Source organism: Vibrio profundi, from assembly GCF_005281835.1.
Taxonomy (GTDB): Bacteria; Pseudomonadota; Gammaproteobacteria; order Enterobacterales; family Vibrionaceae; genus Vibrio; species Vibrio profundi.
This window is the reverse complement of the sequence record NZ_RZIS01000003.1, coordinates 119494-145499: the sequence shown is the minus strand read 5'-3', so window position 1 is coordinate 145499 and position 26006 is coordinate 119494. Positions and strand designations below refer to the sequence as shown.

Sequence of the window (26006 nt, the reverse complement as noted above, 5' to 3'; positions counted from 1 at the left end):
CCAACCTGATTCACTCAGTAACACGAAACAGGTTGGCGACAAGAAGCATTAAGTCGGAGCTTTTGGAGGGAATATGTTTAAGGATAATTGGATTCACGAACTGGCTAAGCTTGAAGAAAATTATGAGCCGTGTGTGATGGTAACCGTGCTAGAAGATCGAGGCTCAGTACCTCGTGATGCTGGTACTAAAATGTTGGTCACACGTGATCGCATTATCGCTACCATTGGTGGTGGTCACCTTGAACATGTCGCTACGAAAATGGCTCGTGAAATGCTCATCGCTAGCGAAAAAGCCCTCAAAGTAGAACGCTTCAACTTAGGCGCTCGTTTAGGTCAATGTTGTGGCGGAATGGCCACTCTTAGCTTTGAACCTATCGGCACCCAACAAAACCACTTGGTGCTATTTGGTGCCGGCCATGTTGCCAAAGCGCTACTGCATATTGTTTCTACCCTACCTTTCCGCGTGACTTGGATTGACGAGCGTGATGAAGTTTTTCCAGAAGAACTCCCACAAGGTGTGAAGAAGTTAGTGACTGACGATCCTGTATCAGAAGTCAAACATATGCCACCTAACAGTTATTACCTCGTCATGACCCACAACCACCAGCTCGATTTTGACCTGACACGCGCGATTATTGACCGCGAAGACAGCTGTTATTTCGGCATGATTGGTTCGCTAACTAAACGCAAGAAATTCGATTTCCGTTTAGAGCAACGTGGTTATAGCCAAGAACAAATCAACACAATGCTTTGCCCTATTGGCATAAGCGCGGTCAATGGAAAACACCCTGCCGAGATAGCTGTATCGGTTGCGGGTGAACTGATCGCACACTATCAGGGTCGGGAACTTGAACAAAAGCGCCCAACCAAAGAACATCAGTCGGCTGACTACGATCAATCGACATCAGCGAATAAACAGAGCGACATAAGCGAATCACAATTAGAAGAGAAAATCGCTTAACTAAGCCAATAACCTCAAACGTTATTCGCCTAAAACAGTCGCTGCGCTTCAAAGGCCATAATGTCATTGAAGTAATCAAAAGGAAGTAAACATGACAACGCAACGCAAAGCTTATCGCGCCAATATTCTTCACAGCGTAGCCGACCCAAAGGATGTCGGTATCGAAGAATCGTATGAATATTTTGAAGACGGGGTAATGGTCGTTGAAAACGGTCACATCGTTGATTTGGGCAATGCCGATGAAGTGCTTGCTCGTCAACCTAAAACTCTAGATGTCAAAGAGTACAAAGATAAGCTGATCACTTCAGGCTTTATCGACACTCACATTCACTACCCACAAACTGGCATGATCGCTTCTTACGGTGAGCAGTTGCTCGACTGGCTTGAAAACTACACGTTCCCTGAAGAGAAGCGTTTCAAAAATCCAGTATATGCACATAAAGTTGCCAAGCTATTTCTAGACGAACTCGCAAGCAACGGAACCACGACAGCACTGGTATTTGGTACCGTTCATAAAGAGTCAGTAGACGTATTCTTCGAAGAAGCAGAAAAGCGTAACCTACGTATGATCGCAGGTAAGGTATTAATGGATCGCAACGCTCCAGATTACCTAACCGATACACCAGAATCTGGTTATGCTGATTCCAAAGAACTGATCGAAAAATGGCACAATCGCGGCCGTCTGCATTACGCTGTTACGCCACGTTTTGCACCGACAAGTACACCAGAGCAACTTGAAACTGTAGGTAAGCTTTTAGAAGAGTACCCAGACGTTTACATGCACACTCACCTTTCAGAAAACAAGAAAGAAATCGAGTGGGTATTAGAGTTATTCCCTGAACGCGAAAGCTACCTAGACGCTTACGACCACTACGGTCTATTACACAAGCGTTCGGTGTTTGCTCACGGTATTCACCTATCGGATTGCGAATGTAAGCGCCTTGCAGAGACCGATTCAGCGATCGCCTTCTGCCCAACTTCTAACCTGTTCCTAGGGTCTGGATTGTTCAAATTACCAAAACTTGAAGAACACGGTGTCCGAGTTGGTATGGGTACTGATGTCGGCGCAGGTACTAGCTTCTCGATTCTGCAAACCATGAGCGAAGCATACAAAATCATGCAACTTCAACAAGAAAAGCTTCACCCAGCTAAATCACTGTTTTTGGCAACCCTTGGTGGTGCACGCTCTCTGCATTTAGAAGACAAGATTGGTAACTTAGAAGTTGGTAAGGAAGCAGACTTTGTCGTACTAGATTTACACGCTACTCAGCTAATGCGTTTCAGAATGGAACAGGCAACTAAGCTAGAAGAAAAACTGTTCGTATTGATGAGCCTAGGTGATGACCGCACAGTTGCGGAGACCTACATCTACGGTGAAAAAGCTTACGATGTTAACTTTGAAGAACAGAAGAAGCTCGTGAGCTAATCGAGTTTTCAAACTTAATATACCTATAGCCACGAACCTTGTTCGTGGCTTTTTTATTTCAGCAACTAAATAGATCAGTCCTCCGCTAGAAATTTGACCACGACTCTTCTTCCGTTCTCTAATTCTTGATTGTGATAATGCCAACCATATTGACTCACTAACCTGTTTGTCAGTTCCAAACCAAGACCAAAACCTAAATTATTGTCATCGATACTGCCGTTTAGGTTTTGGTTCAAAATAGTGACTTGATTACCGATTTGATTTATTTCTACAGAACCTTCAGACGTATGCTGCAAAGCATTACGAATCAAATTAGATAGCACAATACGACACAAACTCTCAGGTAAAAATTGTTCAGCGCTATCGGTCGTAACGGTGACTTCAACCGACTTACCTTTGGTTAAATATTCAAGGTCGTGCACAAGCTGCTCAACCACTAAACCAACGCTCATTTTGTCTTCCGGGAGTTCCTTTCCTTCTTGGCGAGTTAACCAAAGCAAAGTTTCCGTAAGATCCGTCATCGTATAACCCGCTCGCTTGATACGCTCAACGACTTCCAATTGTTTTTCTTGCGACAATCCCTTGAGGATCATCTTCTCTAACAGTTCAGTATTGGTACGAGTTACGGAGATTGGCGTCCTTAACTCATGACTGGCATAACCAAGAAACTCTTGTTCTCGCGCTAACCCTTCTTGTACCGAACTCAAGCTATTTCTAACCAGATTCGCGAGCGTATTTAACTCACTAAAAAGGAAATCAGGTACTGGCTCCGCGAGCTTGTCTTTATCAAGCGATTTTGCCCACTCTCTTAAACGTTCGACGGGACTCGCCACCTTTCGCATCGCTAAGATAAGTACCGATGAAAAAAGCACTATTGCCCCTAATGCGGTGGCCAAAATGATAATGAAGTGAGGGACACCTTCTACTTGAAAGAACGTCGATTTGTCTCTTTCAAAGACCGCAGACACAAAACGAACATCGTCTCCTTTCATCACCTTCATAGCGAAGTAACCCGCCTCAGGAGGCGTAAAGATGGACTTTCCATGAATGGACTTAGTGAGTTCTTGAAACCCGACTTCTTCTTCGACTAAACTCTGCTGGATCACTGCAGGCAAGTCTTGCCAACGAGTCGCGACAGTAAATTCCTGATAGGAGTACGGCTTGTTATCCGCAACAGTTTCGCTACGTGCCTGTGCAAACATAGCACCGCGCATAGCGACATCCATTCCAGAGATAAAATAGTGGACACTGAGTACCGACAAGGTAAGGATGGTCACGATGCCAGTCAGCAGAACCACCAGCAGTACATAAAGGCGTAAACTCGGTCTTATCTTCATTAGTCGTTACATTCCTTGATAGCGAAACCTTTACCGGGAACAGTTTGAATAAGCTTTGACGAGTAGCTGGCATCCACCTGTTTTCTTAAGTTGAACATATGGACTTTTAGGCTATTGCTATCAGGTTGGTCTTCTCCCCATACCCATTGCATCACTTTCTCACGTGACACCGTTTTGGGGCTTTCTCGCATCAATATTTCAAGGATTTTAAAAGCCGTTGGAGAAAGCTTTAGCGCCTGCTGGTTTCGAAACGCTTGCTGCTGCTGAAGATCCAATTCCAAATCCATCACCGATAGCTTCGTCACTTGTCCACTGCGCCTTTTAGCGAGTACTTGCGCGCGAACAATTAACTCTTCCATCGCAAAAGGTTTGATTAGATAGTCATCTGCACCTTTTGAAAAGCCGACAAGCTTATCGTCGAGTGTATCGCGCGCCGTTAACATCAGGATCGGCACATCAATGCCTTGGCTACGTAGCTTCTCGCATACCTGTAACCCATTCATTTTCGGTAAATTCAAATCAAGAATCACCGCGTCGTAGCCATTCTCTTGAATAAGATTAAGCCCAGCGACGCCATTAGCCGCATGATCGCATTGAATGTCCTCTAGGGCGAGGTAATCGATCACCGCGGTGGCTAAGTCCATGTCATCTTCAACAAGTAATAATTGAAGTTTATCGGTGATCATAATTACCTCTTATTGTTTCATTCAATGCTTATTGAAAGCAGTTGGAGATATTGGCTGTAGAAGCTACAGCCAACGATTGAGTTATACCTCAGCTGTGACGCTCTTTTTCGGATAAAGCTTCACTTGTAAACGATTGATCAACGCCTTAATTTCACACTGAATCATCAATAGTGATGGAGTCAGTATCAAAGTGATGAAAGTCGCAAACAAAATGCCATAACCTAATGCAGCTGCCGCTGGGATCAAGAACTGCGCCTGCAATGATGTTTCACTAAGTAACGGGGTTAAACCTGCAAACGTGGTTACGGAAGTAAGCAATACCGCTCTTAATCGACCTGTACAAGCTTGAACAATCGCGTCGTGAACCTTGATGCCCTCTTGCTTCATCAACTCATTAAAACGAGAGACCAACAGCAAGCTATCATTCACCACTACGCCGCTAAGCGCCAGAATACCATTTAAAGATAGGATACTGATGGTGAGATCATTCCACCAATGCCCTAGAATCGCGCCCACAATACCAAATGGAATGGCTGTCATAATAATCAATGGCTGCACATACGATTTCAGCGGAATGGCTAATAGCGCATAAATCGCAATCATGGCTAGCACAAACATTGTCATCATCGAGCTTGCCGTCTCTTGCTGCTCTTCTGTCTCACCCGCGAAATCGACACTTAGATTCGGGTATTGAGCCGTTAAGTCAGCCACCACCGTTTGTTCAAGCTGACTCACCAGTTCACTAGGAGCAATCAGATTCTTATCTAACACTGCACTAATGTACACTGCTCGTTGGCTATCAATACGCGTGATTTCAGACACTTGGTAGTCAGATATCACGTTCGCTACCGTACTTAACGGAACAACCGTGCCATCGTTAGTTCGAACATTCGCTTGTTTAATATCTGCAATGGTTTGACGGTCCGACTCTGGATAGCGCACACGCACTTTTACTTCATCTTTGCCGCGTTGGAATTGCTGAACAATGTCACCCCCAAAAGACTGCAGTACCTGTTGCGCTAAACTCGCCGTATCGAAGCCTAAAGCTCTGCCTTGCTCGGTAAGCTCGAATCGATACTGAGGTTCCCCTAGGTCTAGGTTGTGATCGATTCCACTAACACCGGCGACTTTTTCTAACTCAGCCTTAAGTTGGTTGCCCGCAGCCGTAACCGTTTCATCGTCCCACGCCTTTAGTTCCACTTTAAAGTTGTCGATCATTTCCATTTTCGACAAGATTTTCAGTTTTTTAACCCCTTCCATTTGGCCTGCAATCTCTGTCCAGCGTTCAGCGAATACATTCGACGAATAAACGCTGTTTGAGTCGAGCTCGATACGCACTTGTCCTTCATTGTCACTGTCAGCGATAACTTGAAGGCTGAGTAGCTCTGACTCTAGTTCAGAATCCGAATTCGGCTCACTGTATTGCGATCTTAACTCTGCATCCGCTTGTTTCGCAGCCGCTTCCAATACCAGTAGGTTAGCTTGTGTTTGGCCAAAGCTTGCGTCGTTTTGCATCGACATATCTGCGGTTACTGTATCCCCTGGCATATCAGGGAAGAAAGCAACACGCACTCCGCCAGTCATTGGCAGGCCAGCGACCAAAATCAACAGCGAAATAAACACCATGATCACCGCATAACGTAGCTTCAATGCCCATTCAATGACTTGGCTATAAACTCGACGGTTAAACCACTGTAGCGAACCATCCGCTGCACGTTGAATTCGATTCCAAATTCCTTTTGTTGCATTACGTTTAGTATTGATGTGCGCCAAGTGCGAAGGAAGAATGAACTTAGATTCGACCAATGAAAGCAATAAACAAATCGTTACTACCGTACCAAATTGAGAGTAGACCTTACCCATTTTGCCATCAACGTTAGCCAGCGCTAAAAATGCCACTACCGTAGTGAGTACACCAAAAATAGTCGGGGCCGCAACTTTCATCGTGCCACGTATGGTGCTGTCGATGGTGTCACCATCATCTTTACGAGTGGAATAGATACTTTCCCCAACCACAACGGCATCATCGACCACAATCCCCAGCGCCATGATGAAACCAAACGTGGTCATCTCATTGATGGTTAATCCGACAAAGGAGTCTGTCATGAAGAACAAGGTGCCAAAGAAGACAAACGGCAGTCCTGCTGCTACCCAAAAAGCAACACGCACATTAAGAAACAATGCCAACACGATGAATACCAAACCAATGCCTGTCAGAGCGTTCTTAACCAGTAAGCTCAGTCGGTCTTTGATCATGGTACTTTTGTCATACCAAGTTTCGATTTCTACATTTTCAGGTAACACATTGCTGGTTTGCCAACGCTCAACCACCTGCTCAGCTTGCTCGACTATACTCACGACATCGCTGTATTCATCCATAACAATTTGAATTGCGGTAGCATTTTGTTGGTTGTAACGAGAGAGGACAAACGTATCGTCTGCAAACGTATCTTCGACCTTAGCAATATCACCTAAAGTGATCTGAGTACCCGAACTGCTTGTGACTACTGGGATCGCATTAAAGTCTTGTAGCTCATACGCTTGTTCCGACACTTTCAAACGCACAGTCTTGTCATTGTTACGAAGACTTGTCGACATCGCTGTCGACGATTCTGCGTTAATCGCATCAGATAGATCACTTAATGTCAGGCCGTAGGCTTGCAGTTTGTTTTCATCTACCTCGACCGAGATCATTGGCTCAGCTTTAGCCTTGATTTCCAAATCTCGAATCGCCGACTGACTCAATAAATCAGATTTGAGCTTGTCTGCTAAATCTTGCAGTGTCGCCCTATCCGCTTCACCGTATAACTGTACCCAAAGCGCATGATCTTGCATGCGAGCTTTATCAATCACTGGGTTGTCAGCTTGTGCTGGCAAATTATTGATCGCATCGACCTTAGTTTTAACGTCCGCTAATAAGGTATCGAGTTCATACGTGCTTTCTTTCTCAATTGAGACGTGGCTGCCATTAGCGTCAGACGTCGAAGTAATACGCTTGATCCCTGATACCGTTTCTAACGCTTCTTCTATCTTTATTGCAATCCCTTCTTCCGCTTGAACCGGATCCCCACTGTCATAGTTAACGGACACGGTGACGACATCAGGTTCTAGGCTTGGAAACGCCTCTTTGCGAAGGTTGTTCAGCGACATTAGACCTATCGCTATCATGCCGAGTAACAATAAATTAGCGGCCACTGAGTTTCGAGCAAACCATGCGATCGCGCCCGATTGAGTATTGGAGTGCATAGACATAATTACCCCTCGACCTTAGGCAAAACTTTCATACCTGATTGAAAACTGCTTAGTGGGCGTTTCACAACTTGCGCAGAGTGGCCTTCAAGCGTGTTGGATGAAATAGTTTGATTTGGAGAGACATCAACGCTTGGCGAAACGTAGATATAGCCATCTTTTTCAAACACAGTGTCGGCTTTAGTGTTAGTCAAAAGCCCCTGCTGATCTACAAACCACAATTCACCTTGCTGCGATAACGCAGAAGAAGGCAACTGCCAAAGTTGTTCTAACTGCTTGCCAGATATCGACGCAGTGACAAAGGTCCCCGGATAAAGATCAACACTTTGCTCTAAAGGTTGGTCAACCACGACGACAAGCGAACGCTGGCGTGTTTCTTGTGATAAGTGTTGCTCGATACGTTCAACATAACCTTGCCATTGATGAGTTCCGTCCGAACTTTTAAGCGTCACTGGCCAAGGCGTGTTTTTAAGTTGTTCGTTATCAAAGCTTGGTAAACTGCTCCACTGGCTTTCAGAAAGTGGAATCAGGATTTCAACTTCATCGATGCTATACAAGGTTGCAACTTGGGTCCCCGTTTGAACATAACTACCCGGCTGGACATCACGGGTCACCACTAGCGCATCAAATGGCGCTGTGACTTGCGTTTTTTCGAGATCTTGTTGGGCTTTTTTCAGGTCGAGCTGAGCGTTTTCTAGTGCAGCCGTCACTTGCGCTAGCTGCGGCTTTCTCAATACTAATGGGGAGTCTGGCTCGCCAGATAACCCCGAACGTTGCCATTCAGATTTAGCTTGTTCACCTTGTCTCTGCTCCTCCAACAAGTCTAACTGTGCTTGCGCCAAGTTTGCTTTCGCTAGCGTGACCGCTTGTTGATAGCTCGTCGCGTCAATCGTTGCGATAACTTCGCCTTTCTTCACAACTTGGCCGGATTCAAACTTGCCGCTAATCGTTTCTACATGGCCGCTGACTTCTGTCGCTAACATCAGTTCATAGCGCGGTGCGGCTTCACCATAACCAACCACTTCAGCTTGATAATCTCCAAGTTGAGTATTAATCACCGCGACCTGCTGCAACTGAGAAATCACAGACTGTTCATCCACCTTAGGCTGAACCTGAACAGGTGATATTTGCTCATTAGCGGTACTCTCAGAAGCGGAAGTTGAAGCTGGAGCCATCTGCGCACCGTTAAAAGCAACAGTAGCAAAGATGCTCGAACCGGCTAATAGAGTAACTGCGAGAGTAATTTTGTTCAGTTTCATGAGGATGCTCCTAAGCCAAGTGCTAGCCCTAAGTCAATTCGGTTAACGAGGCGGTTATAAATGGTTTGTGTCAATTGTGCTTCAAGGTCATAGGTTTGCTGCTGAACGGTGAGTAGATCAAAAATGTCGACCAAACCCTGACGGTATTTTTCTTCATAACTCGCAAAGCTACGTTGAGCGCTTTGCAATGCGTTAGTTAAGTGCAGTTGCTGCTTTTGCAATGAGCTTTCTTGCCCCATGGCATTTTCAACTTCATTCACAGCACTGAGTAAGGTTTCTTGGTAAGCCCAATAATTTTGCTCTGTGGTAAGTTCAGCAATTTCAGCTTGGGCTTTAAGCTTGCCTCCTTGGAACAAAGGTGCAGAAATTTGCCCAAGTGCACTCCATAGTGGACCGGTTAACAGCGCTTCGCTCGGCGATTCCGCCATATCAGAAAGGCTTGCTGATAAACTGATGGATGGCAGCATAGCTTTGTACGCTGCATCAGTGCGCAGCGCTTCCGCTTCAATATTTAGGAAAGCCGCTTGTAAATCAGGGCGACGCGCCAAATCCTGTTCAGGTATGGCTTCTAACGGATTTAAAACTTCAGGAAAAGAGTCCGATATGAACAGAGCCAATTCGTCGCCCGTCCATTGCCCTGATAACAGCATCAAGCTTCGTTTATTCGACGCGAGTTGCTCTTGATAATCCGCTAAGGTTGAACGTGTTGACGAACTGTTGGTCTTGGCATTGTCTAAGTCTTCCAAACTACCCAGCCCAGCACGGTAGCGATCGAGCACTAAAGTCTCGTTATTTTCTAGAACAGATAACCTTTGCTGTTCGATGTAAATAAGCTGTTGGCGCAAACTGATTTCAAGCCAGGTTCTCATAATATTTGCGACGACAAGGTCTTGTGCCCCTTGTAAGCTCGCTTGAGAACTCGCGATGTCTTTCAAGGCTGCGTTGTCGCTATCCGCAAGTCTTTGCCATAAATCCAGCTCCCAACCTACGGTCAATTCGTTCGTGTAAGTGTCGTTACTGTCTTCTTCAGCTTTGCCACTAAAGCTCGCATCCACAGTCGGCAGCCGATCAGCAGCAGTCACGCCTTGCTGCGCATACGCGATATTAAGTGCGACGATATTCTGCTGAAGGCTAGGACTATTGCGCAGTGCTTGCTCAATGAAGCTATTTAGCTCTGGTAAGTCAACGAGATCTGTTAGGTATACTTGGTGTTCTTGTACAAACTTATCCGTTTGCGCACTGTCTTTAGCAACGGATTGAGCGTCATCAATCAAATTCAGTAGCAGCTGTTGATTGGTGGTCGCATTCGTTTGATTGGCTAGATCAACGTAATCTGTTTTACCCGTGGTACTGCAGCCTATCAAGCTGACAAGCACCAACGAAAGTATTGTGTGTTTTATAGGAAGCGTAGAGTTCATCTTTCATGTCTCCTGTGAGAATGGACATGAAGATACTCAGTGCGAGGTTAAGGGAGGGTTAAGACGGGTTAACCTTTTTAGATTTTCTTTCCCAGCAACGGGGGCGAGCGTGCGTGAACTGATGCTACATAATGCGTAAGTAGCAACACCAATATAAGGGACTGATTTAAAATAAACTCAGGCTGTTCACAGCCAACTAGACATTCAAAGCCACAAAAAAGTGCACAGATTAAGGCTTCCACACCACTAGTCGATTTCGCCCTTGATCTTTTGCTTGATATAAACCCTTATCAGCAAATGTCATCAGCTCTTTGAACGAAGTGTTGATGTCTGTAATAGACGCGGCTCCTAGACTAATCGTGCAAGTAATATTGAGCCCTTCATATTCGGTCACAAGCCTTTCCACTCTCTCACGCAACCTTTCGGCTAAAATCACGGTCGACTCAAGGCTAGTTTCAGGCAAGATCACCACAAACTCTTCCCCTCCCAATCTGCCAACGACATCGCAACTTCGTAGTGCGTCTTCCAGTAACTTGGCAACATTAATGAGCACTAAATCTCCAGCATCATGACCATATTTATCATTCACTGATTTGAAGTGGTCAATATCGATCATCAGCACAGATAGAGCCTTAGAATAGCGTGTGCTCTGCTCAAAAGTTTTCGCTCCGCATTCTAAGATGGCGCGGCGGTTCGGGATTTGCGTCAACATGTCAGTTCGAGCCAATTTGGCTGTTTCTTCATGCAGGCGCTTTAAAGATTCACTTTGTTGTTGAAGTAATAAGTTGGCTCGTAGCATCATCCACATCAAAATAATGATCACAAAACCAGCGCTGGCGAGAATACGAGTACGCTCGAACCACTGTGATTGCCACACCTCGTCTGACTTACCGATCACAACTAAGAATGGAAAGCCTTCAACCTTTCTTACCAAAAACAGTCGTGAGACACCATCGTGTGTCGATACTGCATCAAAAAACCTAACAGCGTCGGTTTCGGAGTATTGCCCTAAGAAAGACTGGGAAGAGACCAATTTACCTTCAAGCCCGGGGATTTCTGGCTGGCGAGCAAGCAGTCGATAATTGGTGTCGTAAATCGCAATGACACTTTCTTTGCCGTACTTCAGCTTTCGGATCATATTGCCGAAGAAGTCGAGATCAATAGAGACAAACGCCACGCCTTTCGCATCTTGGTGAGAGTACTGACGTGCTTGAGAGATGTTCCAACTGCCGTCAGACAGTTGATAGGCTTGGCTAATGAAAGCGTCTTTTTGTTCTCTCGCTTGGAACAGTCGACAAAATTCATACTCACTAAAAGTGATCGCTAACTCGCTACTGGAATGCTGCAAATCACAATGTTCATCAAGCATACTCACCTGTTTAACGTTGGGTAAAGTTGCTCTTTTTCTTTCTAAGAAATCGGTATAAATCAGATTACCGTGAGTGTTTTGATGCGCGGCCGAGTGTAGCTCTGATGAGGTATGCCCTATTACATCACGTAAAACAAAGTCTGAACTTTCAAAGCCCCCACGAATCCATTCAGCAATCAGTAAACTATTGTCCTCCATACCTTCCTTTGCTCTTTGTTTGGTATCCATGAACGCACTTTCTGCGTAATACGCGATAAGCGCAGCAGATAGCGTAAACATAAAAACAAAACATACCGCTAGCTTCTTATGGGCCGATAAGCTTTCAGAAATCATACGAACTCAATAGTCGGTTTGACGTTACTAATCTCAGGGCGACTCTATATCAAAGAATAGGACACAATACGATGCATTAGTGTCCGTTCGACTATTTATCAAACAGATCAATAAATTGAATTTATATTAATATCGATTAGATAAGCTTCCATTGTTTTTGGTAACAACGAGGCAAAGATAGTTAAGCAGAAGAAAAGAGCAAGTTAGGCGTATTTAGAAGTGGCTCCTGGCATGAATCCAAGCACTAAGATTTTCGCATCACGATAGTAAAATCTTCATCGGTATAATCGTCGATCAACTCGACATCATCGCACATGGATTTACAGTAGCGATAGATACCCTGCTTGTTGTAACCAATCAATAGTGCTTGCTCGGGGAACACACTTGAATCGAGCAAATTAAACACCACACGCTCATTCGCCATTTGGTACATATGACGAATGACCTTAGTGACATATTCAGGATCCCGAGATTTATAATTCAATGATCCACTCGCGATAACAATATCCGCCCCACTCACACTTGTTGTGCTTAAATCTCCACGTTTAAACACACAATTTGGTTGAGTAGTTCGCTGCTTCGCTTGGCTCAAAAAATGCGGCTGTTGATCAACACCTGTATATTTCGCAAATGCTTCAGCCTTAGATAAGTAACTGGCCAATTCACCATAACCACACCCTAAGTCGACAATGTGCTTACCTGAAAAGGACCCAGATTTTAGCACCGCCTCGAAGCGCTTTTGCTGAGCTTGCTCGCTAGACCAACCTTGTTTTTTAGATGGCGAATAACCAGAGTTTTTAATGCGCTGACGGTGGAACAAATAAACTTTCAAACGATCTAATAAATGCATTTACTTGTTCTCTATAAATTGGCGAACGTTCATCAACTCTACCATGTTTTAAATCTCCATTCGTAACCCATCTATTAAGAAAAACTTTCGTGATCTTCTCATCATCGAGCAGATAAAACGCTAGTAAGTTCAGTGACCTTTCCTCTATATACTGATAACTTAATATCCTCAGTACACAATTCCATGATAGAACGAAGAAAGGATTTCAATGTTCGAACAAGTGGTCAGTATTCTATTTCCAGTATTCGCACTTGCTAGTGTTGGTTTCGCGATAGGGAAATGGCTAAAACCCGATTTCAGACCGATAAATCGCATCAACATGGACGTGTGTATTCCTGCGTTAGTGTTCGCCTCGCTCACCACCATGCCACTGGATACAGAACAACTCCCTTTGATTTATGCCTCGTTAGTCGCTGTGCTCGTGCCGGGTATTCTTATGGTTCCGATCTGCAAATTGACCAAACTGAACTTTAAGGCATGGGCACCACCGCACATGTTTCGTAACAGTGGCAACTTAGCGATTCCACTGTTCACCTACACATTTGGCGACACAGCTCTCGCGCCAGCCGTTTTGCTATTTGTGGTTTCGGCTTGTACTCATATCAGCCTTGGTTTAGCTGTGTTGAGTAACGGCAACCCAATAAAACAAATTCTGTCGATGCCTGTTTTCCTCGCCGCGACTTTGGCTATGGGGCTAAACTTGGGTGGCGTCTCTGTCTGGAACCCGATCTACGAAGCGACGTCATTACTAGGCCAAGCAGCAGTACCTATTATGCTGTTATCGCTTGGTTCACAAATGGTGAACTTACGTCTTAGCGGCTTAAAAGTCGGCTTACTCAGCACCATTCAATCCATAGCGACAGGCGCAGTTGCCTTTGCCATTATTTACTTCTTTATTCCGTTACCGACCTTACACTTACAAATGATGGTGCTGTTCACCATGCTGCCACCAGCGGTAATGAACTATCTGTTTGCAGAACGGTTTAACATCGAACCAACTAAAGTCGCCTCTATGATTCTCTTTGGTAACTTCTTGAGTATCGTCACCCTACCAATACTTCTAACGTTCGCTCTTTCACTCTAGGAAAAGATTCCTACTTAAGTCGCCATTTATCATGCTAAATGGCGATAAATCTGCTCAAATGCTTGCGGCTTCCCTAAGAAGTACCCTTGGACGAACTTACAGCCTAGACTCTTCAATAACTCTAATTGACACTGAGTTTCGACACCTTCGGCAATCACATCCAATTCCAACTTATCAGCCAAACTGATAGCCGTTTGAGTAAGCACCATGCAGCTTTTGTCCGTCGATACATTAGTGATAAAAGAGCGGTCTACTTTTAGATAATCCAGCTCTTGGGAAATCAAGTTCGCAAACGATGCGTAACCTGTTCCGAAATCATCAATCGCCAGTTTTACGCCGCTATTCTTTAATTGATCCAGCACTTCTTTAGCGATTGGATTGTCATCAAGCGAAATGGATTCAGTGATCTCAATTACTATTGAGCTAGTAGGAAGCCCGTACTTTTCAAGCATCGCGACAATGGAGTTTTGCTGTAATTCAATGGCATTCAACTCCTTGATGGAGCGGTTAATCGAAAATACAACGTCGGTGTGGCCTTGCTGATACAAGGTTTTTAGATCTCTGCAGGCTTGCTCAAGTATGCAGCGACCTAACGGAACAATTAAATTGTATTCTTCAGCGACACTGATGAACTCAAATGGCGATATATAACCTGACTCGGTTTTCCATCTCGCTAGCGCTTCAAACTTAGTCGCGAGTCCCGTTTCAGTGTTATAGATAGGTTGATAATGTACTTCGAGCGCATCAGATTGAATGGCAGCTTCTAACGCTACTTTCAGTTTCAAACGACGCGCGACTTGGTTCTCTAATTCAGCGGTAAACAAAGTCGGACGTCCTTGCACTGTTTTAGATTGCTCCAACGCCAACTTGGCTTGCATCATTGGGTTCGTTTCATTGGCTGAAGTCAAAAACGAAGACATACCCACTGACCATTCGAGGGTGATGGTGTGGCCAGCCACTTGATAGCCAATCATTAACTCTCGGCGAATATCCTCACAACGAGCAACCACTTCTTCATTCGTTGTGACATCTAGCGCAACCGCAAATTCATCAGATCCGTATCGGCATGCCATATATCTGTCGCCAAGCACCATTTCTAAACGGTTAGCCACCGATAGCAATAGCTTGTCGCCGAGCTCATCTCCGTAGCTTTGGTTGATCAATGAGAAACCTTTAATATCGAAGAGAGCTAAAGCTAGCGGCTTACCTTGCGATAAACTGCTCTCAACGTCTTTGATGAATATTGGCCTTTTAGTGAGCCCAGTCACCGACTCATATTTTTCGAACTCTTTTATGCGTTGCTCGTTGTGTTTTCGACGGGTAATGTCACGGAAAACAGCGATGTAATGAGAGACGTCCTGACTCTCATCTTTAAGTGTTGATATCGCTAGGCGTTCGGGATAAATGGTGCCATTTTTGTTCTGATTCCATAATTCCCCCTCCCAAGCGCCGCTATCTTCAATCGATTGCCACATCTCTTTGTAAAAATCAGGACTTTGTAGACCAGAGGAAAGAATGGAAGGCGTCTTACCTACTAGTTCAGCTTTGGTATAACCGGTAAACTCCTCTACACGCTTATTCACCTGAATGATTTTATTATATTTATCAGTAACTAATATCGCATCATTACTTTGGTTCAGTGCTTCACTCGCAATATTAAATTCATGCGCCAACTCTTTATGCTCGGTTATATTTTGAACGGTTCCTTCAACATAAATTACTGTGCCCTGCTGATCTTTAACGTTATGGCACGTGATTTTAATATACTTATTAATAGGTGATTGACGCTTACTAATAAATTCCGTTTCAGGCATATCGTTGTTAGCAAATAAACGTGAGCAGTAGTCGAGAAATTGATCCTCTGACTTGAAGATATATTTAGAGAGCAATTCCTCTAACGACCCAATGCTTTCTGATTCAATACCCATGACTCGCCAGAAATTCGGGCTAAACTCGAACGCCTTTTTCTGAAGATCCCAACCAAAAAAACCCATATCAGACAAAGTTTCCACTTGTCTGAATTGCCTGACTAACTGCGCATTTTTTAGGTTAATTTTATTCTGATAAAGCTCCTGACCAACAATATAACCAAGCAGCTTCAACCACTTTTTATCAAGCGCCAACCCCGACATATCTTGATCGTATAGCATCACTATTAACCCGACACGCTCGCCATTGCGCGCCGTTAACGGCAGTCCTATGTACGCTTGTGCGCCTAGGTCGATAAGTGCTTGGTCTTGTGGATAGGCAGACTGAATTTCAGCCGGGAAGAAACAGTATTCATCTTGACTACTAAGCGCGATGTCACAGGGCGTGCCATGTAAACGATAAGCGAAATTTTTAGCCAACTTCCCTTCATGGAAGTAACACTGCGTGTAAGCGACTAAATCTTTGTTACTGGTGTCTGCGATAAAACAATGATTGGGTTGGTATTTATCATGGAGTAACTGAAGTGATTTTATAAATAAATCGCTGGTCGATTGTGATTCAATCAACTGTTCGAGTAGTTGTTGCATCATGGACTCTATAAATTAATCTTGCGCCGATAATATGATATTCATTGTTTCATATCCACAAGACCATATTTAATCTGTGCCTTTTAATAAGTTAGTCACTAAATCTATCTAATAAAATGAAATCTCCACTGCGGAAATGCTGAAATAATGCACAGACCAACAAATCACGCATATTTATGGGTAAGCTAGAATAGCATCTAACTAAATGATGATTGCTAAAAACAAAAAGCCCCGGCTATAGGAACCGGGGAAACAGGGTGGGATTGAGTTTGGCCGCGTGCTCACGCCAAACTCCCCCTAACCTCATCTAAGACTCATGAACTTAGACAAAGGAATAACAAACATTTACTTACTGGTGTTCAAACTACTGGATAATCGCGCCTTGCTCTACCCAAGTGCCGATAAGAGCACGCTCTTCATCCGTCATTTGAGTCAAGTTGCCTAGCGGCATGACCTTAGTTTGAACCGACTGCGCCATGATTCTTGGTACATTCGTTTTGATCTCTTCAGCAGTATCCAAGATCACACCACCTGGTGCGACAGCAAACGCAGCGTGAGTTGGTGTCGCTGAGTGACATACTGAACAACGCTCTTGAATGACTTTGTTGATCTCTTCAAACGTTACGCCATTACCGTGGTTCTCTGTTGTTAGCTCAAGCACTTCTTTTGCAGGATCTGCATCAGTTGTTGCTTTAGTTTCAACACTTGCTGCCGGCGCCGCTGGTGCAACACTTGGTCGGTTCGCATATGGCGATGTAACAAATGCCAATGTAATCATACCTAAAGCTGCTACAGGTACCGTCCACGCGTACTTCTGACTACCGTGACGAGTGTTAAAGTAGTGACGAACCAAGATACTGAAGATTGCTAAGCCCGCTAAAATTAACCAGTTGTACTCCGAGCCGTATGTGCTTGGGAAGTGGTTACTGATCATAATGAACAGTACTGGCAACGTTAGATAGTTGTTGTGACGAGAACGTAGCAGACCTTTCGCTGGTAACGCTGGATCTGGTTCGCGCTTTTCTTCAATCGCTTTCACTAGGTTACGTTGTGCTGGCATGATGACGCGGAATACGTTACCCACCATGATAGTACCAATAATCGCACCAACGTGAATGTATGCACCACGGCCACTGAACACTTGAGATAGGCCGTAAGTCGCGCCCACTAGACCGACGAACAATACCAAGCCAAGCAACATTGGCGTTTTACCTAGCGGTGAATCACACAGTAGATCGTAGATAAACCAACCCGCAACAAGAGAACCAATACCGATTGCAATCGCAGTAGTTGAGTCCAAACCCGAGCCTGGAGCAATCAGGTAGATTTCAGCATTTAGGTAGTACACCACACCCAGTAGACACACACCTGTGATCCACGTGAAGTACGCTTCCCACTTAAACCAATGCAGGTGTTCTGGCATTTCTGGCGGTGCTAATTTGTATTTCTCTAGGTGGTAGATACCACCACCGTGAATTGCCCATAAGTCACCAGACAATCCCGTTTTTGGGTTCACTCGGTTAAGGTTATTTTCCAACCAAACAAAATAAAATGATGCACCAATCCATGCTACACCAACAATCATGTGTATCCAGCGAATTGCTAAATTCAACCATTCCGTAATATGCGGATCCATAATAAACTCCTGTATAGCAAACTACGCATTCGCGAGTTGTGCGTTATCCTTCATGCTCTCGTTAGATTCGTTACCAGCGTTTACTTCAAGGCTTGGTAAATCATCCAGAGACAAGCTCACTAAATCTGTTTCAAAATGCTCTTCATCGCAGTTGTGGCCTTCGCCAGCGCGATCGACAATCAAGAACTTGTCTTGTTCGGTTAGAGCTAATACAGGATGGTGCCAAACACCTTTGTGATAGTTCACGCCCTGCTTACCGTTGCTGTAAAAAGCACGGCTTTGATTAAGTTGTGGCTTGTCGCCTTTTGGAGCAACAACAATTAGATACGGTTGACCAAGCATAGGGATGAAAGCTTGCGAACCAAGTGGATGTCTTTCTAACATCTTAATGGTTAGCGGATACTCTAATGGCGTAGCTTGAAAGATACTGATGATGGCTTTACCACCTTGCTCTTCCACATCAGCTTCTGCCAATTTATGGTAACGTCGAGTTGAACCGTTATTGATCATGAAGTAGTCACTATTTTCCACTTCAATCACATCACCAAACTCAGCAAATGCTTGTTTAGTTAAAGGTTCAATCGTCAGCTTTCGAATTCCATTGCTCATTATGCTTCCTTAAGTCTTCCGATATATTTGATTCAATTAACCGGTTGTGATCTGCGCTCGTTTATCCAAAACCTAGTCATTTCAACTAGCAAGCTTTTGATTACATTTAGGAATACTTCCATATATTCCCTGCCAATTAATCGAGTAATAATAAAATGAGAACTTAACCCTCTTTGCTTACCTACCAACTCGGCCATACGTGGCTTTTGTGTGCGGCAGCTATTAGTGGATTAAGACTAATCCTGAAATAGTTGTCGACTTTGGCGACTTACATATCCCAGAGACGAAACATTGCGATCTTGTTGATCTCTTGAATCGCCGTAGCAAACTCAGTTTCACTATCATTTCCTAATCGCATCTCGAAGGACTCAAGAATTTGATAACGATTGGCTCCCTTTACTGCCATGATAAAAGGGAAGTTGAAGCGACTTTTGTAGCTGTTATTGTAAGAAGTAAATTTAGCGAACTCTTCAGCGCTGCACTGGTCAATCCCTGCGCCCGCTTGTTCTTTTGTTGATGATTCGGTTAGCTCGCCGTTAACCGCTGCTCTACCTGCCAAATCCGGGTGAGCATTGATCAATGCCAATTGCTTTTCTTGATCGGCGCTGATCAACGTTGAAGCCATTTTTAAGTGAAGATTTTCAATATGATCATCTTCGGCATTCAAACCTTGATCAAATACAGCTTCGGCAACCCATGGGCTATGTTCGTAAACATCAGCGAAATGAGCGACAAAGGTATCGCGATCCATTTTAGTTGGTTGGCATGATCTAAATTCAGTCACGTGAAGCCTCCTTGCTGCTAGTGTATTGCTGGTTATTAATGGTTATTTTTTATCTGTATTTGCTTGGTACGGGTGATGCTCGTGCCAGTGATTCGCGATATCAATTCGGCGACACAGCCATACGCTTTCATGCTGTTTTACGTAATCTAAGAAACGTCTTAGTGCCGCGATACGACCAGGACGACCAATCAAACGACAGTGCAAACCAACCGACATCATTTTCGGCGCAGTCTCACCTTCTAAATACAAGGTATCGAACGTGTCTTTTAGGTATTGGAAGAATTGCTCACCTGAGTTAAAACCTTGCACCGTTGAAAAACGCATATCGTTTACATCTAGGGTGTATGGGATCACCAATTGAGGTTGACCAGTTTCGGTGTGCCAATAGGGTAGATCATCGTCATACGCATCAGAGTCGTAAAGGAAACCACCTTCTTCAGCCACCAAGCGGCGAGTATTTGGACCAGTACGGCCTGTGTACCAACCTTGTGGGCGTTGACCTGTAATTTCTTGGATGATCTCAATCGCTTTAGTCATGTGATCGCGTTCTTCAGACTCATCCATATATTGGTAATCGATCCAGCGATAACCGTGACTACAGATTTCGTGCCCCGCTTCTACCATTGCTTGCGCTACGTCTGGGTGACGCTCAATTGCCATCGCAACCGCAAAGACAGTTAGAGGGATCTCGTATTCATCGAACAAACGAAGTATGCGCCATACACCAGCTCGGCTGCCGTACTCGTAAATTGATTCCATGCTGATGTGACGTTCGCCTTTAATAGGCTGCGCAGAAGGAATTTCAGACAGAAACGCTTCTGATTCATCATCACCATGTAATAGACAACGCTCACCGCCCTCTTCGTAGTTCAATACAAACGAAACCGCGACTCGCGCATTACCTGGCCATTTAGGGTGTGGTGGATTTGGGCCATACCCGACTAAGTTTCTTGAATAATCCTTATTCATCCAAGTACTCCTAACAAAAAATTATTGGCTCTCTATGGCATCCCTTAAGATTACATCACCAAGCCCTTGTACTATTTATTGTATACAATTATTTATCTCAATGTAAAGATTTTGTTAGTTAAGTTAAAAATAATTATGCAAATGTATATTTAACAGTAACTTAAGCACCGGTTAATGTTCAGAAATGGGATCCCTTAAATCCTTTGATATTTAAAAAATGCGACATCAAGGTTAACATTTTTATAACAAAGGGCTTTACTAATTGTATACATTGCGTACATAGTTGTACTAACACAAAGCACAACAACCAAATGTGCATAGATTGTAAAACTAGGAAAAATGAGGGGCGTGAGAGCGCTAAGAAGGAATTATGGGCAGATTAACAACACACGTTTTGGATACAATGCATGGCTTACCAGGTGCTGAAATCAAGGTTGAACTCTTCAAGGTTAACGACGATTCAGTAGAAAAGCTGGCAACGGTTCTGACAAACTCAGATGGCCGCACAGACGCGCCAATTTTAGCGGGTAATGATTTCCGCTCAGGCAAATATCAACTTGTCTTCCATGTCGCTGATTACTACCAAAGCAAAGGTGTAACGCTCGATGAAGTACCATTTTTAGATGACGTCGTAATTCGTTTCGGTCTTAACGACCAAGATGCTCACTACCACGTGCCACTACTGGTTTCACCGTACAGTTTCTCAACATACCGAGGCAGCTAGCCTCCAGCAATTTGAATAAATAATTTATTCGCATTTCTCCTCGGCTCTATGTCAGCCGATTGGGGAATGCTGTGCCCAAATTTGGGACGCTAATAACATGAATGGTTAGGAAATAAAGGCTTAAACCCTAAATATTCAAACACTTAAAATTGAAATCTAGTTGTATTCAATAACGGAAAACAACAAAAAGGACTTGCTGACATGAGTGAGAGTAAAACAGAAATACTCAACCAAGACGCTAATAACGGATTCTTAGAAAAACTTTTTAAGATCAAAGAACACGGAAGTAGCATCAAGGATGAATTAGTCGGTGGTGTAACAACCTTCGCTACCATGGCTTACATTATATTCGTCAACCCGCAAATTATGGCGGCATCAGGTATGGATGCTGGCGCTGTGTTCGTTGCAACTTGTATCGGTGCTGCGATCGGTTGTCTGTTGATGGGTCTTTTTGCAAACTGGCCAGTCGGCCTTGCACCAGGCATGGGCTTGAACGCTTTCTTCTCTTTCACTGTAGTAAGTGAAATGGGTTACAGCTGGGAAGTCGCGCTCGGTGCGGTGTTTATTTCCGGTATCTTGTTCGTCGGGATGAGTTTCTACAAAGTCCGCCAATGGATTATTGAGAGTATCCCTGAAAGTTTACGTTACTCAATGACCGCAGGTGTTGGTTTGTTTTTGGGCTTAATCGGTCTTAAAACAGCAGGCATCGTTGTCGAAAACCCAGCAACTCTAGTTTCTCTTGGTGACTTCACTAAGCCAGAAGCGTTACTTGCTGCTATCGCATTCCTAATCATTGCGGTATTAAGTGAGCGTAAAGTATTTGGTGCAGTACTTATCGGTATTCTTAGCGTAACGCTAATCGGTATGATGCTTGGCCTCGTACAATACAACGGTTTCTTCGCGGCACCACCTAGCATTGCGCCAACGTTTATGGCGATGGATATTGCTGGTGCACTTAACGTATCAATGATCAGTGTTATTTTAGCATTCCTTTTCGTAAACATGTTCGACACTGCTGGTACCCTAATGGGCGTTGCTGAACGCGCAAACCTAACTAACCCTGAAACAGGTAAGATTCAAGGCCTAAGCAAAGCGCTTAAAGCCGACAGTATCTCAAGTGTTGCAGGTGCTTGTGTAGGTTGTCCTCCAGTGACAAGTTACGTAGAAAGTGCTGCAGGTGTTGCTGCGGGTGCACGTACAGGTTTATCAGCTATCGTAGTAGGCGCGTTGTTCTTAGCAGCAATCTTCCTATCACCACTAGCAGGTATGATCCCAGCTTACGCAACCTCTGGCGCACTGATTTACGTAGCCTTCGTAATGATGAGCAGCATGCAGCATGTTGATTGGAAAGATTTCACAAACGGTGCTCCTGCCGCTATTACAGCGCTGATGATGCCACTGACTTTCTCTATCGCGAATGGTATTGCTCTAGGTTTCATCACTTACACAGTACTTAAAGTTGCAACAGGTAAAACGAAAGATGTATCAATCTCAATGTACTTATTGACGGTTATCTTCGTTGCAAAACTTGTGTTCATTGGTTAATCACCAAGTGCACTTTTAGGTTGGCTCTTTGAGCCAACCTAATCAGGCTCTACCTCTAATAATAAATACAGACACACCCAAGAATTAAGAAAGCTAATTGTACTAATCACAGAGGATGGGATTTTCTGTGTCCTAGTGCACCTTTTTTATGACCCTACGAAGTTTGTAGAAGTCATTATTTGACCGTCATTCGCTTGTGCACGGAAACACAGGCAGAGGAATATCAAATGAAACTTCTGTACACCCTAAATGAAAGACCACCACACGGCTTAACCTTATTACTCGCTCTACAACATATGCTCGCCTCTATCGGCGGTATTGTTGCCGTTCCTCTTATTGTTGGAGCCTCTATCGGCCTACCTAACGAAGAGATTGTTTCTTTAATCAATGCTGCCTTACTGGCTTCTGGCGTCGTCACTGTCGCTCAGTGTCTTGGTATAGGCCCTGTCGGCATTAAACTGCCCGTTGTTATGGGTTCTAGTTTCGCATTCCTAGGCGTAGCCATTTCAATCGGTAACGAAGGTGGCGTTAGCGCCATCATGGGCTCGGCGCTGATCGGCTCATTTGTGGTTATCCTAGCCAGCTTCTACATGGACAAAGTCCGCAAGCTCTTCCCGACTGTGGTGAGTGGCGTAGTGGTCACCTTAATCGGTTTAACCATACTCCCCGTCGCAATGAACTGGGTGGGTGATTCGCCTGCCGTCAGTGAAGAATTTGCGACATTACCTAAGCTTTTCCTAGCACTTGTTTCACTTGGTATCGTGGTTGGCGTATCGGTTTACTGTAAAGGTGCTGTTGCCGCTTCTGCAATCGTGATTGGTTTAGCGGGCGGTTACATTGTGGCGCTATCGCTTGGTATGGTGAATTTAGAGCAAATCAGTTCGGCAGCATGGGTCGGTGGTCCAGAACCATTTAAATACGGCTTTACCTTTTCTATCAGTGCCATCATTAGTATGAGCTTGGTATACATAGTAGTAATCGCTGAAGCGACCGGTGACTTCATGGCATTGGGTAACAACTGTCAAACTAAAGTAAGCGGTAACGATCTAAAACGCGGCCTATTAGGTGATGGTATTGGTAGTACTTTATCTTCAATCCTAACTGCTATGCCTCTGGCATCATTCAGTCAAAACGTTGGTATCGTCGGTATTACTGGTGTTGCAAGCCGATACGTCGTGGCAGTAACCGGTGGCTTACTCATTTTAGGTGGTCTTTTCCCTAAACTAGCCGCGGTAGCTGTGACCATCCCTAAACCAGTACTTGGTGGTGTTGGTTTCGTCATGTTCGGTATGATCGCATACGCAGGTATTCGTATGTTAATTAAAGCCGCTGACACCAAGCGTAATGCGCTAGTTATTTGTGTCGGTTTAGCATCTGGCTTAGCGGTAACTTTCGAACCACGTTTACTGCAGCATTTACCTCACGATCTCGCTAACTTCCTTCATTCTGGTATTACTACAGGTACTATCATGACGGTATTGCTAAACCTAGTATTACCAAAATCGTCTAAAGCTGAAGAGCAAGAAGCACTAGCAGAAAGCCAAGCGCAAGTAGAACAAGAAATGAAAGAACAAGCTGAAGAAGAACTGGCTTTGACTCAGCAAAAGACAGATTCTGAAGCAACAGAAATCAAAGCAAGCTAAGCAAGCTAAGCAAAATTGATACATAATTGCTGCAGGACGGAGGCTTAATGAAACCGGTCGCCCTGCCAATATAAACACCCTTTTTTATTAACTAAAATACTTAAAGACCCTCTTCCCTGAGAAGGCTGAGATGGCTAAGGACTATTATGAATGGAAACAATATGGATTAAGAATCCGCTCGCGATCTACACAGGCACCACAGCTGATGCAGATGGCGGTATTGTGATTAAAGGTAATCAAATCATCGAGCTAGTTGGAAAACATAAAGAGCCAACCACTCCCGTTGATTACAGCGTTGATGCATCAAAACACGTGGTCACACCAGGTTTGATCAATGCTCACCACCACTTCTACCAAACTTTAACTCGTGCCTACCCTGGTGCGTTAAATAAAGAACTCTTCCACTGGCTGAAAAGCCTCTACCCTGTTTGGGCAAATCTTGATTCAGAGATGATGAGCTTAGCGACCGAATTAGCGCTCGTTGAACTGATGATGTCTGGTTGTACTACCGCTTCTGATCACCACTATTTGCTACCAAATGGGCTTGAACACGCAATCGACCTCCAAGTAGAAGCCGCTGAAAAACTCGGCGTAAGAGCAATATTCACGCGTGGTTCAATGAGCCTAGGGGAAGATGAAGGTGGGTTACCTCCAAGACACACCATTCAAACCGAACAAACGATCATTGATGATAGCCAACGCTTGATTCGCGACTACCACCAGCGAGACGACGGTGCGATGATTCAAATCGCTCTGGCGCCATGTTCGCCGTTTTCTGTTACCACAGACTTAATGAAAGAAACCGCTAAGATCAGTGAACGTGAAAATGTCATGCTACATACCCACTTATGTGAAACGTTAGACGAAGAAGATTTCTGTATCGAGAAATTTGGACTTCGCCCGGTGGATTACTTGGAAGATGTAGGCTGGCTAAACGAGCGCACTTGGCTGGCTCATGGTATTCACTTCAACTCTGAAGAAATCCGTCGTCTAGGCAAAGCAGGCATTGGTATTAGCCACTGCCCAACCTCAAACATGATGCTGGCTTCTGGCATTTGTAAGAATAACGAACTTGAAGCAGCAGGCGTAAAAGTTGGCTTAGGCGTCGATGGCAGTGCCTCTAATGATGGCTCTAACATGATTGCTGAAGTCCGCATGGCAATGTATCTACAAAGGCTACAATACGGCTCCGCCAATGTGTCGCATTTTGATGCGCTGCGCTGGGCAACTTCAGGTTCAGCAAGAGCGATGGGCCGCACCGATATTGGGACCTTAGAAGTAGGTAAACAAGCCGATGTTGCCATGTTTAAGCTAGACGACATTCGTTTCTCAGGAAGCCATGATCCATTAGCCGCTCTACTCCTCTGCGGTGCTCAGAAAGCAGATAAAGTGATGATTGCTGGTAAATGGCGAGTCACTGATGGCGCCGTGATTGGCGTCGACATGGAACAGCTAATGCACCGCCACCATGCGGCAGCAATGAAGCTAGGTAAGTTAGCGATGAACAATTAACACTTACCATCTAAGCGACATAAACAAAGAGGCCGACGAATTCGTCGGCCTCTTTTCTATTTCATATTACTCACCGATAGTGAGCTTTATTTTCTA

At 44.4% G+C, this 26006-nt stretch carries 18 protein-coding genes and 2 pseudogenes; 7 read left to right on the top strand and 13 right to left on the bottom strand.

The features are described from left to right. Nucleotides 1-73: 73 nt before the first annotated feature. Nucleotides 74-961, top strand: a complete 888-nt coding sequence (gene xdhC / locus ELZ11_RS09440) for a xanthine dehydrogenase accessory protein XdhC (RefSeq protein WP_137357156.1) — start codon at nucleotides 74-76, stop codon at nucleotides 959-961. A gap of 91 nt (nucleotides 962-1052) precedes the next feature. Beyond that, on the top strand, nucleotides 1053-2387 hold the full coding sequence (gene guaD / locus ELZ11_RS09435; RefSeq protein ID WP_137357155.1) for a guanine deaminase: 1335 nt from the start codon (nucleotides 1053-1055) through the stop codon (nucleotides 2385-2387). Nucleotides 2388-2461: 74 nt separating this feature from the next. Here guaD and ELZ11_RS09430 read toward each other — a convergent pair whose 3' ends face one another. The 7 genes from ELZ11_RS09430 to ELZ11_RS09400 all read right to left on the bottom strand — a co-directional run bounded on the left by ELZ11_RS09430 (nucleotide 2462) and on the right by ELZ11_RS09400 (nucleotide 12888). Further along, entirely contained in the window at nucleotides 2462-3724 is a 1263-nt protein-coding gene (locus ELZ11_RS09430; protein ID WP_137357154.1) for a sensor histidine kinase, read from the bottom strand. Next, complete coding sequence (locus ELZ11_RS09425; protein WP_137357153.1) at nucleotides 3724-4410, bottom strand: response regulator transcription factor; 687 nt, start codon at nucleotides 4408-4410, stop codon at nucleotides 3724-3726. The genes ELZ11_RS09430 and ELZ11_RS09425 overlap by 1 nt, the downstream gene beginning before the upstream one ends. Nucleotides 4411-4491: 81 nt before the next feature. Continuing rightward, nucleotides 4492-7662: an efflux RND transporter permease subunit gene (locus ELZ11_RS09420; RefSeq protein WP_137357152.1), complete on the bottom strand. Its 3171-nt coding sequence runs from the start codon at nucleotides 7660-7662 to the stop codon at nucleotides 4492-4494. A 2-nt stretch (nucleotides 7663-7664) separates the two neighbouring features. Then, entirely contained in the window at nucleotides 7665-8918 is a 1254-nt protein-coding gene (locus ELZ11_RS09415; protein WP_137357151.1) for an efflux RND transporter periplasmic adaptor subunit, read from the bottom strand. Continuing rightward, nucleotides 8915-10336 carry a TolC family protein gene (locus tag ELZ11_RS09410; protein ID WP_137357150.1) on the bottom strand — a complete coding sequence of 474 codons (1422 nt, stop codon included), beginning with the start codon at nucleotides 10334-10336 and terminating at the stop codon, nucleotides 8915-8917. Before ELZ11_RS09410 ends, ELZ11_RS09415 begins: the two co-directional genes overlap by 4 nt. Nucleotides 10337-10565: 229 nt before the next feature. Further along, nucleotides 10566-12038: a sensor domain-containing diguanylate cyclase gene (locus ELZ11_RS09405; protein WP_137357149.1), complete on the bottom strand. Its 1473-nt coding sequence runs from the start codon at nucleotides 12036-12038 to the stop codon at nucleotides 10566-10568. A 244-nt stretch (nucleotides 12039-12282) separates the two neighbouring features. Continuing rightward, entirely contained in the window at nucleotides 12283-12888 is a 606-nt protein-coding gene (locus ELZ11_RS09400) for a class I SAM-dependent methyltransferase (protein ID WP_137357148.1), read from the bottom strand. Between the two features lie 208 nt (nucleotides 12889-13096). On the opposite strand from ELZ11_RS09400, the gene ELZ11_RS09395 reads away from it, so the two are divergent. Beyond that, nucleotides 13097-13972 carry an AEC family transporter gene (locus ELZ11_RS09395; protein WP_137357147.1) on the top strand — a complete coding sequence of 292 codons (876 nt, stop codon included), beginning with the start codon at nucleotides 13097-13099 and terminating at the stop codon, nucleotides 13970-13972. A 29-nt stretch (nucleotides 13973-14001) separates the two neighbouring features. Here ELZ11_RS09395 and ELZ11_RS09390 read toward each other — a convergent pair whose 3' ends face one another. From ELZ11_RS09390 to puuE, 6 genes and pseudogenes are all read right to left on the bottom strand, one after another. Next, a complete protein-coding gene (locus ELZ11_RS09390; RefSeq protein ID WP_137357146.1) occupies nucleotides 14002-16491 on the bottom strand; it encodes a putative bifunctional diguanylate cyclase/phosphodiesterase in 2490 nt (829 codons plus the stop codon). 361 nt (nucleotides 16492-16852) lie between these two features. Further along, nucleotides 16853-17116 (bottom strand): annotated as a pseudogene (locus ELZ11_RS24090) (urate hydroxylase PuuD); the annotation flags it as partial. Nucleotides 17117-17226: 110 nt separating this feature from the next. Beyond that, a pseudogene (locus ELZ11_RS09385) lies at nucleotides 17227-18124 on the bottom strand (urate hydroxylase PuuD); the annotation flags it as partial. A gap of 21 nt (nucleotides 18125-18145) precedes the next feature. Continuing rightward, on the bottom strand, nucleotides 18146-18733 hold the full coding sequence (locus tag ELZ11_RS09380) for an ureidoglycolate lyase (protein WP_137357144.1): 588 nt from the start codon (nucleotides 18731-18733) through the stop codon (nucleotides 18146-18148). A gap of 268 nt (nucleotides 18734-19001) precedes the next feature. Further along, nucleotides 19002-19517 (bottom strand): 2-oxo-4-hydroxy-4-carboxy-5-ureidoimidazoline decarboxylase, encoded by a 516-nt coding sequence (uraD, locus tag ELZ11_RS09375; RefSeq protein WP_137357143.1) that lies wholly within the window; start codon nucleotides 19515-19517, stop codon nucleotides 19002-19004. Between the two features lie 42 nt (nucleotides 19518-19559). After that, the gene (gene puuE / locus ELZ11_RS09370) at nucleotides 19560-20486 is read right to left on the bottom strand and encodes an allantoinase PuuE (protein WP_137357142.1); all 927 of its coding nucleotides are present in this window, start codon (nucleotides 20484-20486) and stop codon (nucleotides 19560-19562) included. Nucleotides 20487-20856: 370 nt separating this feature from the next. Here puuE and uraH point away from each other — a divergent pair, with 370 nt between their 5' ends. The 4 genes from uraH (at nucleotide 20857) to ELZ11_RS09350 (ending at nucleotide 25910) form a co-directional block, all read left to right on the top strand. After that, nucleotides 20857-21210 carry a hydroxyisourate hydrolase gene (uraH, locus tag ELZ11_RS09365; protein ID WP_137357141.1) on the top strand — a complete coding sequence of 118 codons (354 nt, stop codon included), beginning with the start codon at nucleotides 20857-20859 and terminating at the stop codon, nucleotides 21208-21210. Between the two features lie 201 nt (nucleotides 21211-21411). Then, nucleotides 21412-22755, top strand: a complete 1344-nt coding sequence (locus tag ELZ11_RS09360) for an NCS2 family permease (protein ID WP_137357140.1) — start codon at nucleotides 21412-21414, stop codon at nucleotides 22753-22755. Nucleotides 22756-22982: 227 nt separating this feature from the next. Further along, nucleotides 22983-24398 carry a nucleobase:cation symporter-2 family protein gene (locus ELZ11_RS09355; protein ID WP_137357139.1) on the top strand — a complete coding sequence of 472 codons (1416 nt, stop codon included), beginning with the start codon at nucleotides 22983-22985 and terminating at the stop codon, nucleotides 24396-24398. A gap of 150 nt (nucleotides 24399-24548) precedes the next feature. Further along, the gene (locus ELZ11_RS09350) at nucleotides 24549-25910 is read left to right on the top strand and encodes an 8-oxoguanine deaminase (RefSeq protein ID WP_137357138.1); all 1362 of its coding nucleotides are present in this window, start codon (nucleotides 24549-24551) and stop codon (nucleotides 25908-25910) included. The last annotated feature ends 96 nt before the right edge of the window (nucleotides 25911-26006 follow it).

Coding starts and splice junctions, on each gene's coding strand:
- xdhC (WP_137357156.1), top strand. CDS start 74: ATGTTTAAGGATAATTGGATTCACGAACTGGCTAAGCTTGAAGAAAAT.
- guaD (WP_137357155.1), top strand. CDS start 1,053: ATGACAACGCAACGCAAAGCTTATCGCGCCAATATTCTTCACAGCGTA.
- ELZ11_RS09430 (WP_137357154.1), bottom strand. CDS start 3,724: ATGAAGATAAGACCGAGTTTACGCCTTTATGTACTGCTGGTGGTTCTG.
- ELZ11_RS09425 (WP_137357153.1), bottom strand. CDS start 4,410: ATGATCACCGATAAACTTCAATTATTACTTGTTGAAGATGACATGGAC.
- ELZ11_RS09420 (WP_137357152.1), bottom strand. CDS start 7,662: ATGTCTATGCACTCCAATACTCAATCGGGCGCGATCGCATGGTTTGCT.
- ELZ11_RS09415 (WP_137357151.1), bottom strand. CDS start 8,918: ATGAAACTGAACAAAATTACTCTCGCAGTTACTCTATTAGCCGGTTCG.
- ELZ11_RS09410 (WP_137357150.1), bottom strand. CDS start 10,336: ATGAACTCTACGCTTCCTATAAAACACACAATACTTTCGTTGGTGCTT.
- ELZ11_RS09405 (WP_137357149.1), bottom strand. CDS start 12,038: ATGATTTCTGAAAGCTTATCGGCCCATAAGAAGCTAGCGGTATGTTTT.
- ELZ11_RS09400 (WP_137357148.1), bottom strand. CDS start 12,888: ATGCATTTATTAGATCGTTTGAAAGTTTATTTGTTCCACCGTCAGCGC.
- ELZ11_RS09395 (WP_137357147.1), top strand. CDS start 13,097: ATGTTCGAACAAGTGGTCAGTATTCTATTTCCAGTATTCGCACTTGCT.
- ELZ11_RS09390 (WP_137357146.1), bottom strand. CDS start 16,491: ATGATGCAACAACTACTCGAACAGTTGATTGAATCACAATCGACCAGC.
- ELZ11_RS09380 (WP_137357144.1), bottom strand. CDS start 18,733: ATGAGCAATGGAATTCGAAAGCTGACGATTGAACCTTTAACTAAACAA.
- puuE (WP_137357142.1), bottom strand. CDS start 20,486: ATGAATAAGGATTATTCAAGAAACTTAGTCGGGTATGGCCCAAATCCA.
- uraH (WP_137357141.1), top strand. CDS start 20,857: ATGGGCAGATTAACAACACACGTTTTGGATACAATGCATGGCTTACCA.
- ELZ11_RS09360 (WP_137357140.1), top strand. CDS start 21,412: ATGAGTGAGAGTAAAACAGAAATACTCAACCAAGACGCTAATAACGGA.
- ELZ11_RS09355 (WP_137357139.1), top strand. CDS start 22,983: ATGAAACTTCTGTACACCCTAAATGAAAGACCACCACACGGCTTAACC.
- ELZ11_RS09350 (WP_137357138.1), top strand. CDS start 24,549: ATGGAAACAATATGGATTAAGAATCCGCTCGCGATCTACACAGGCACC.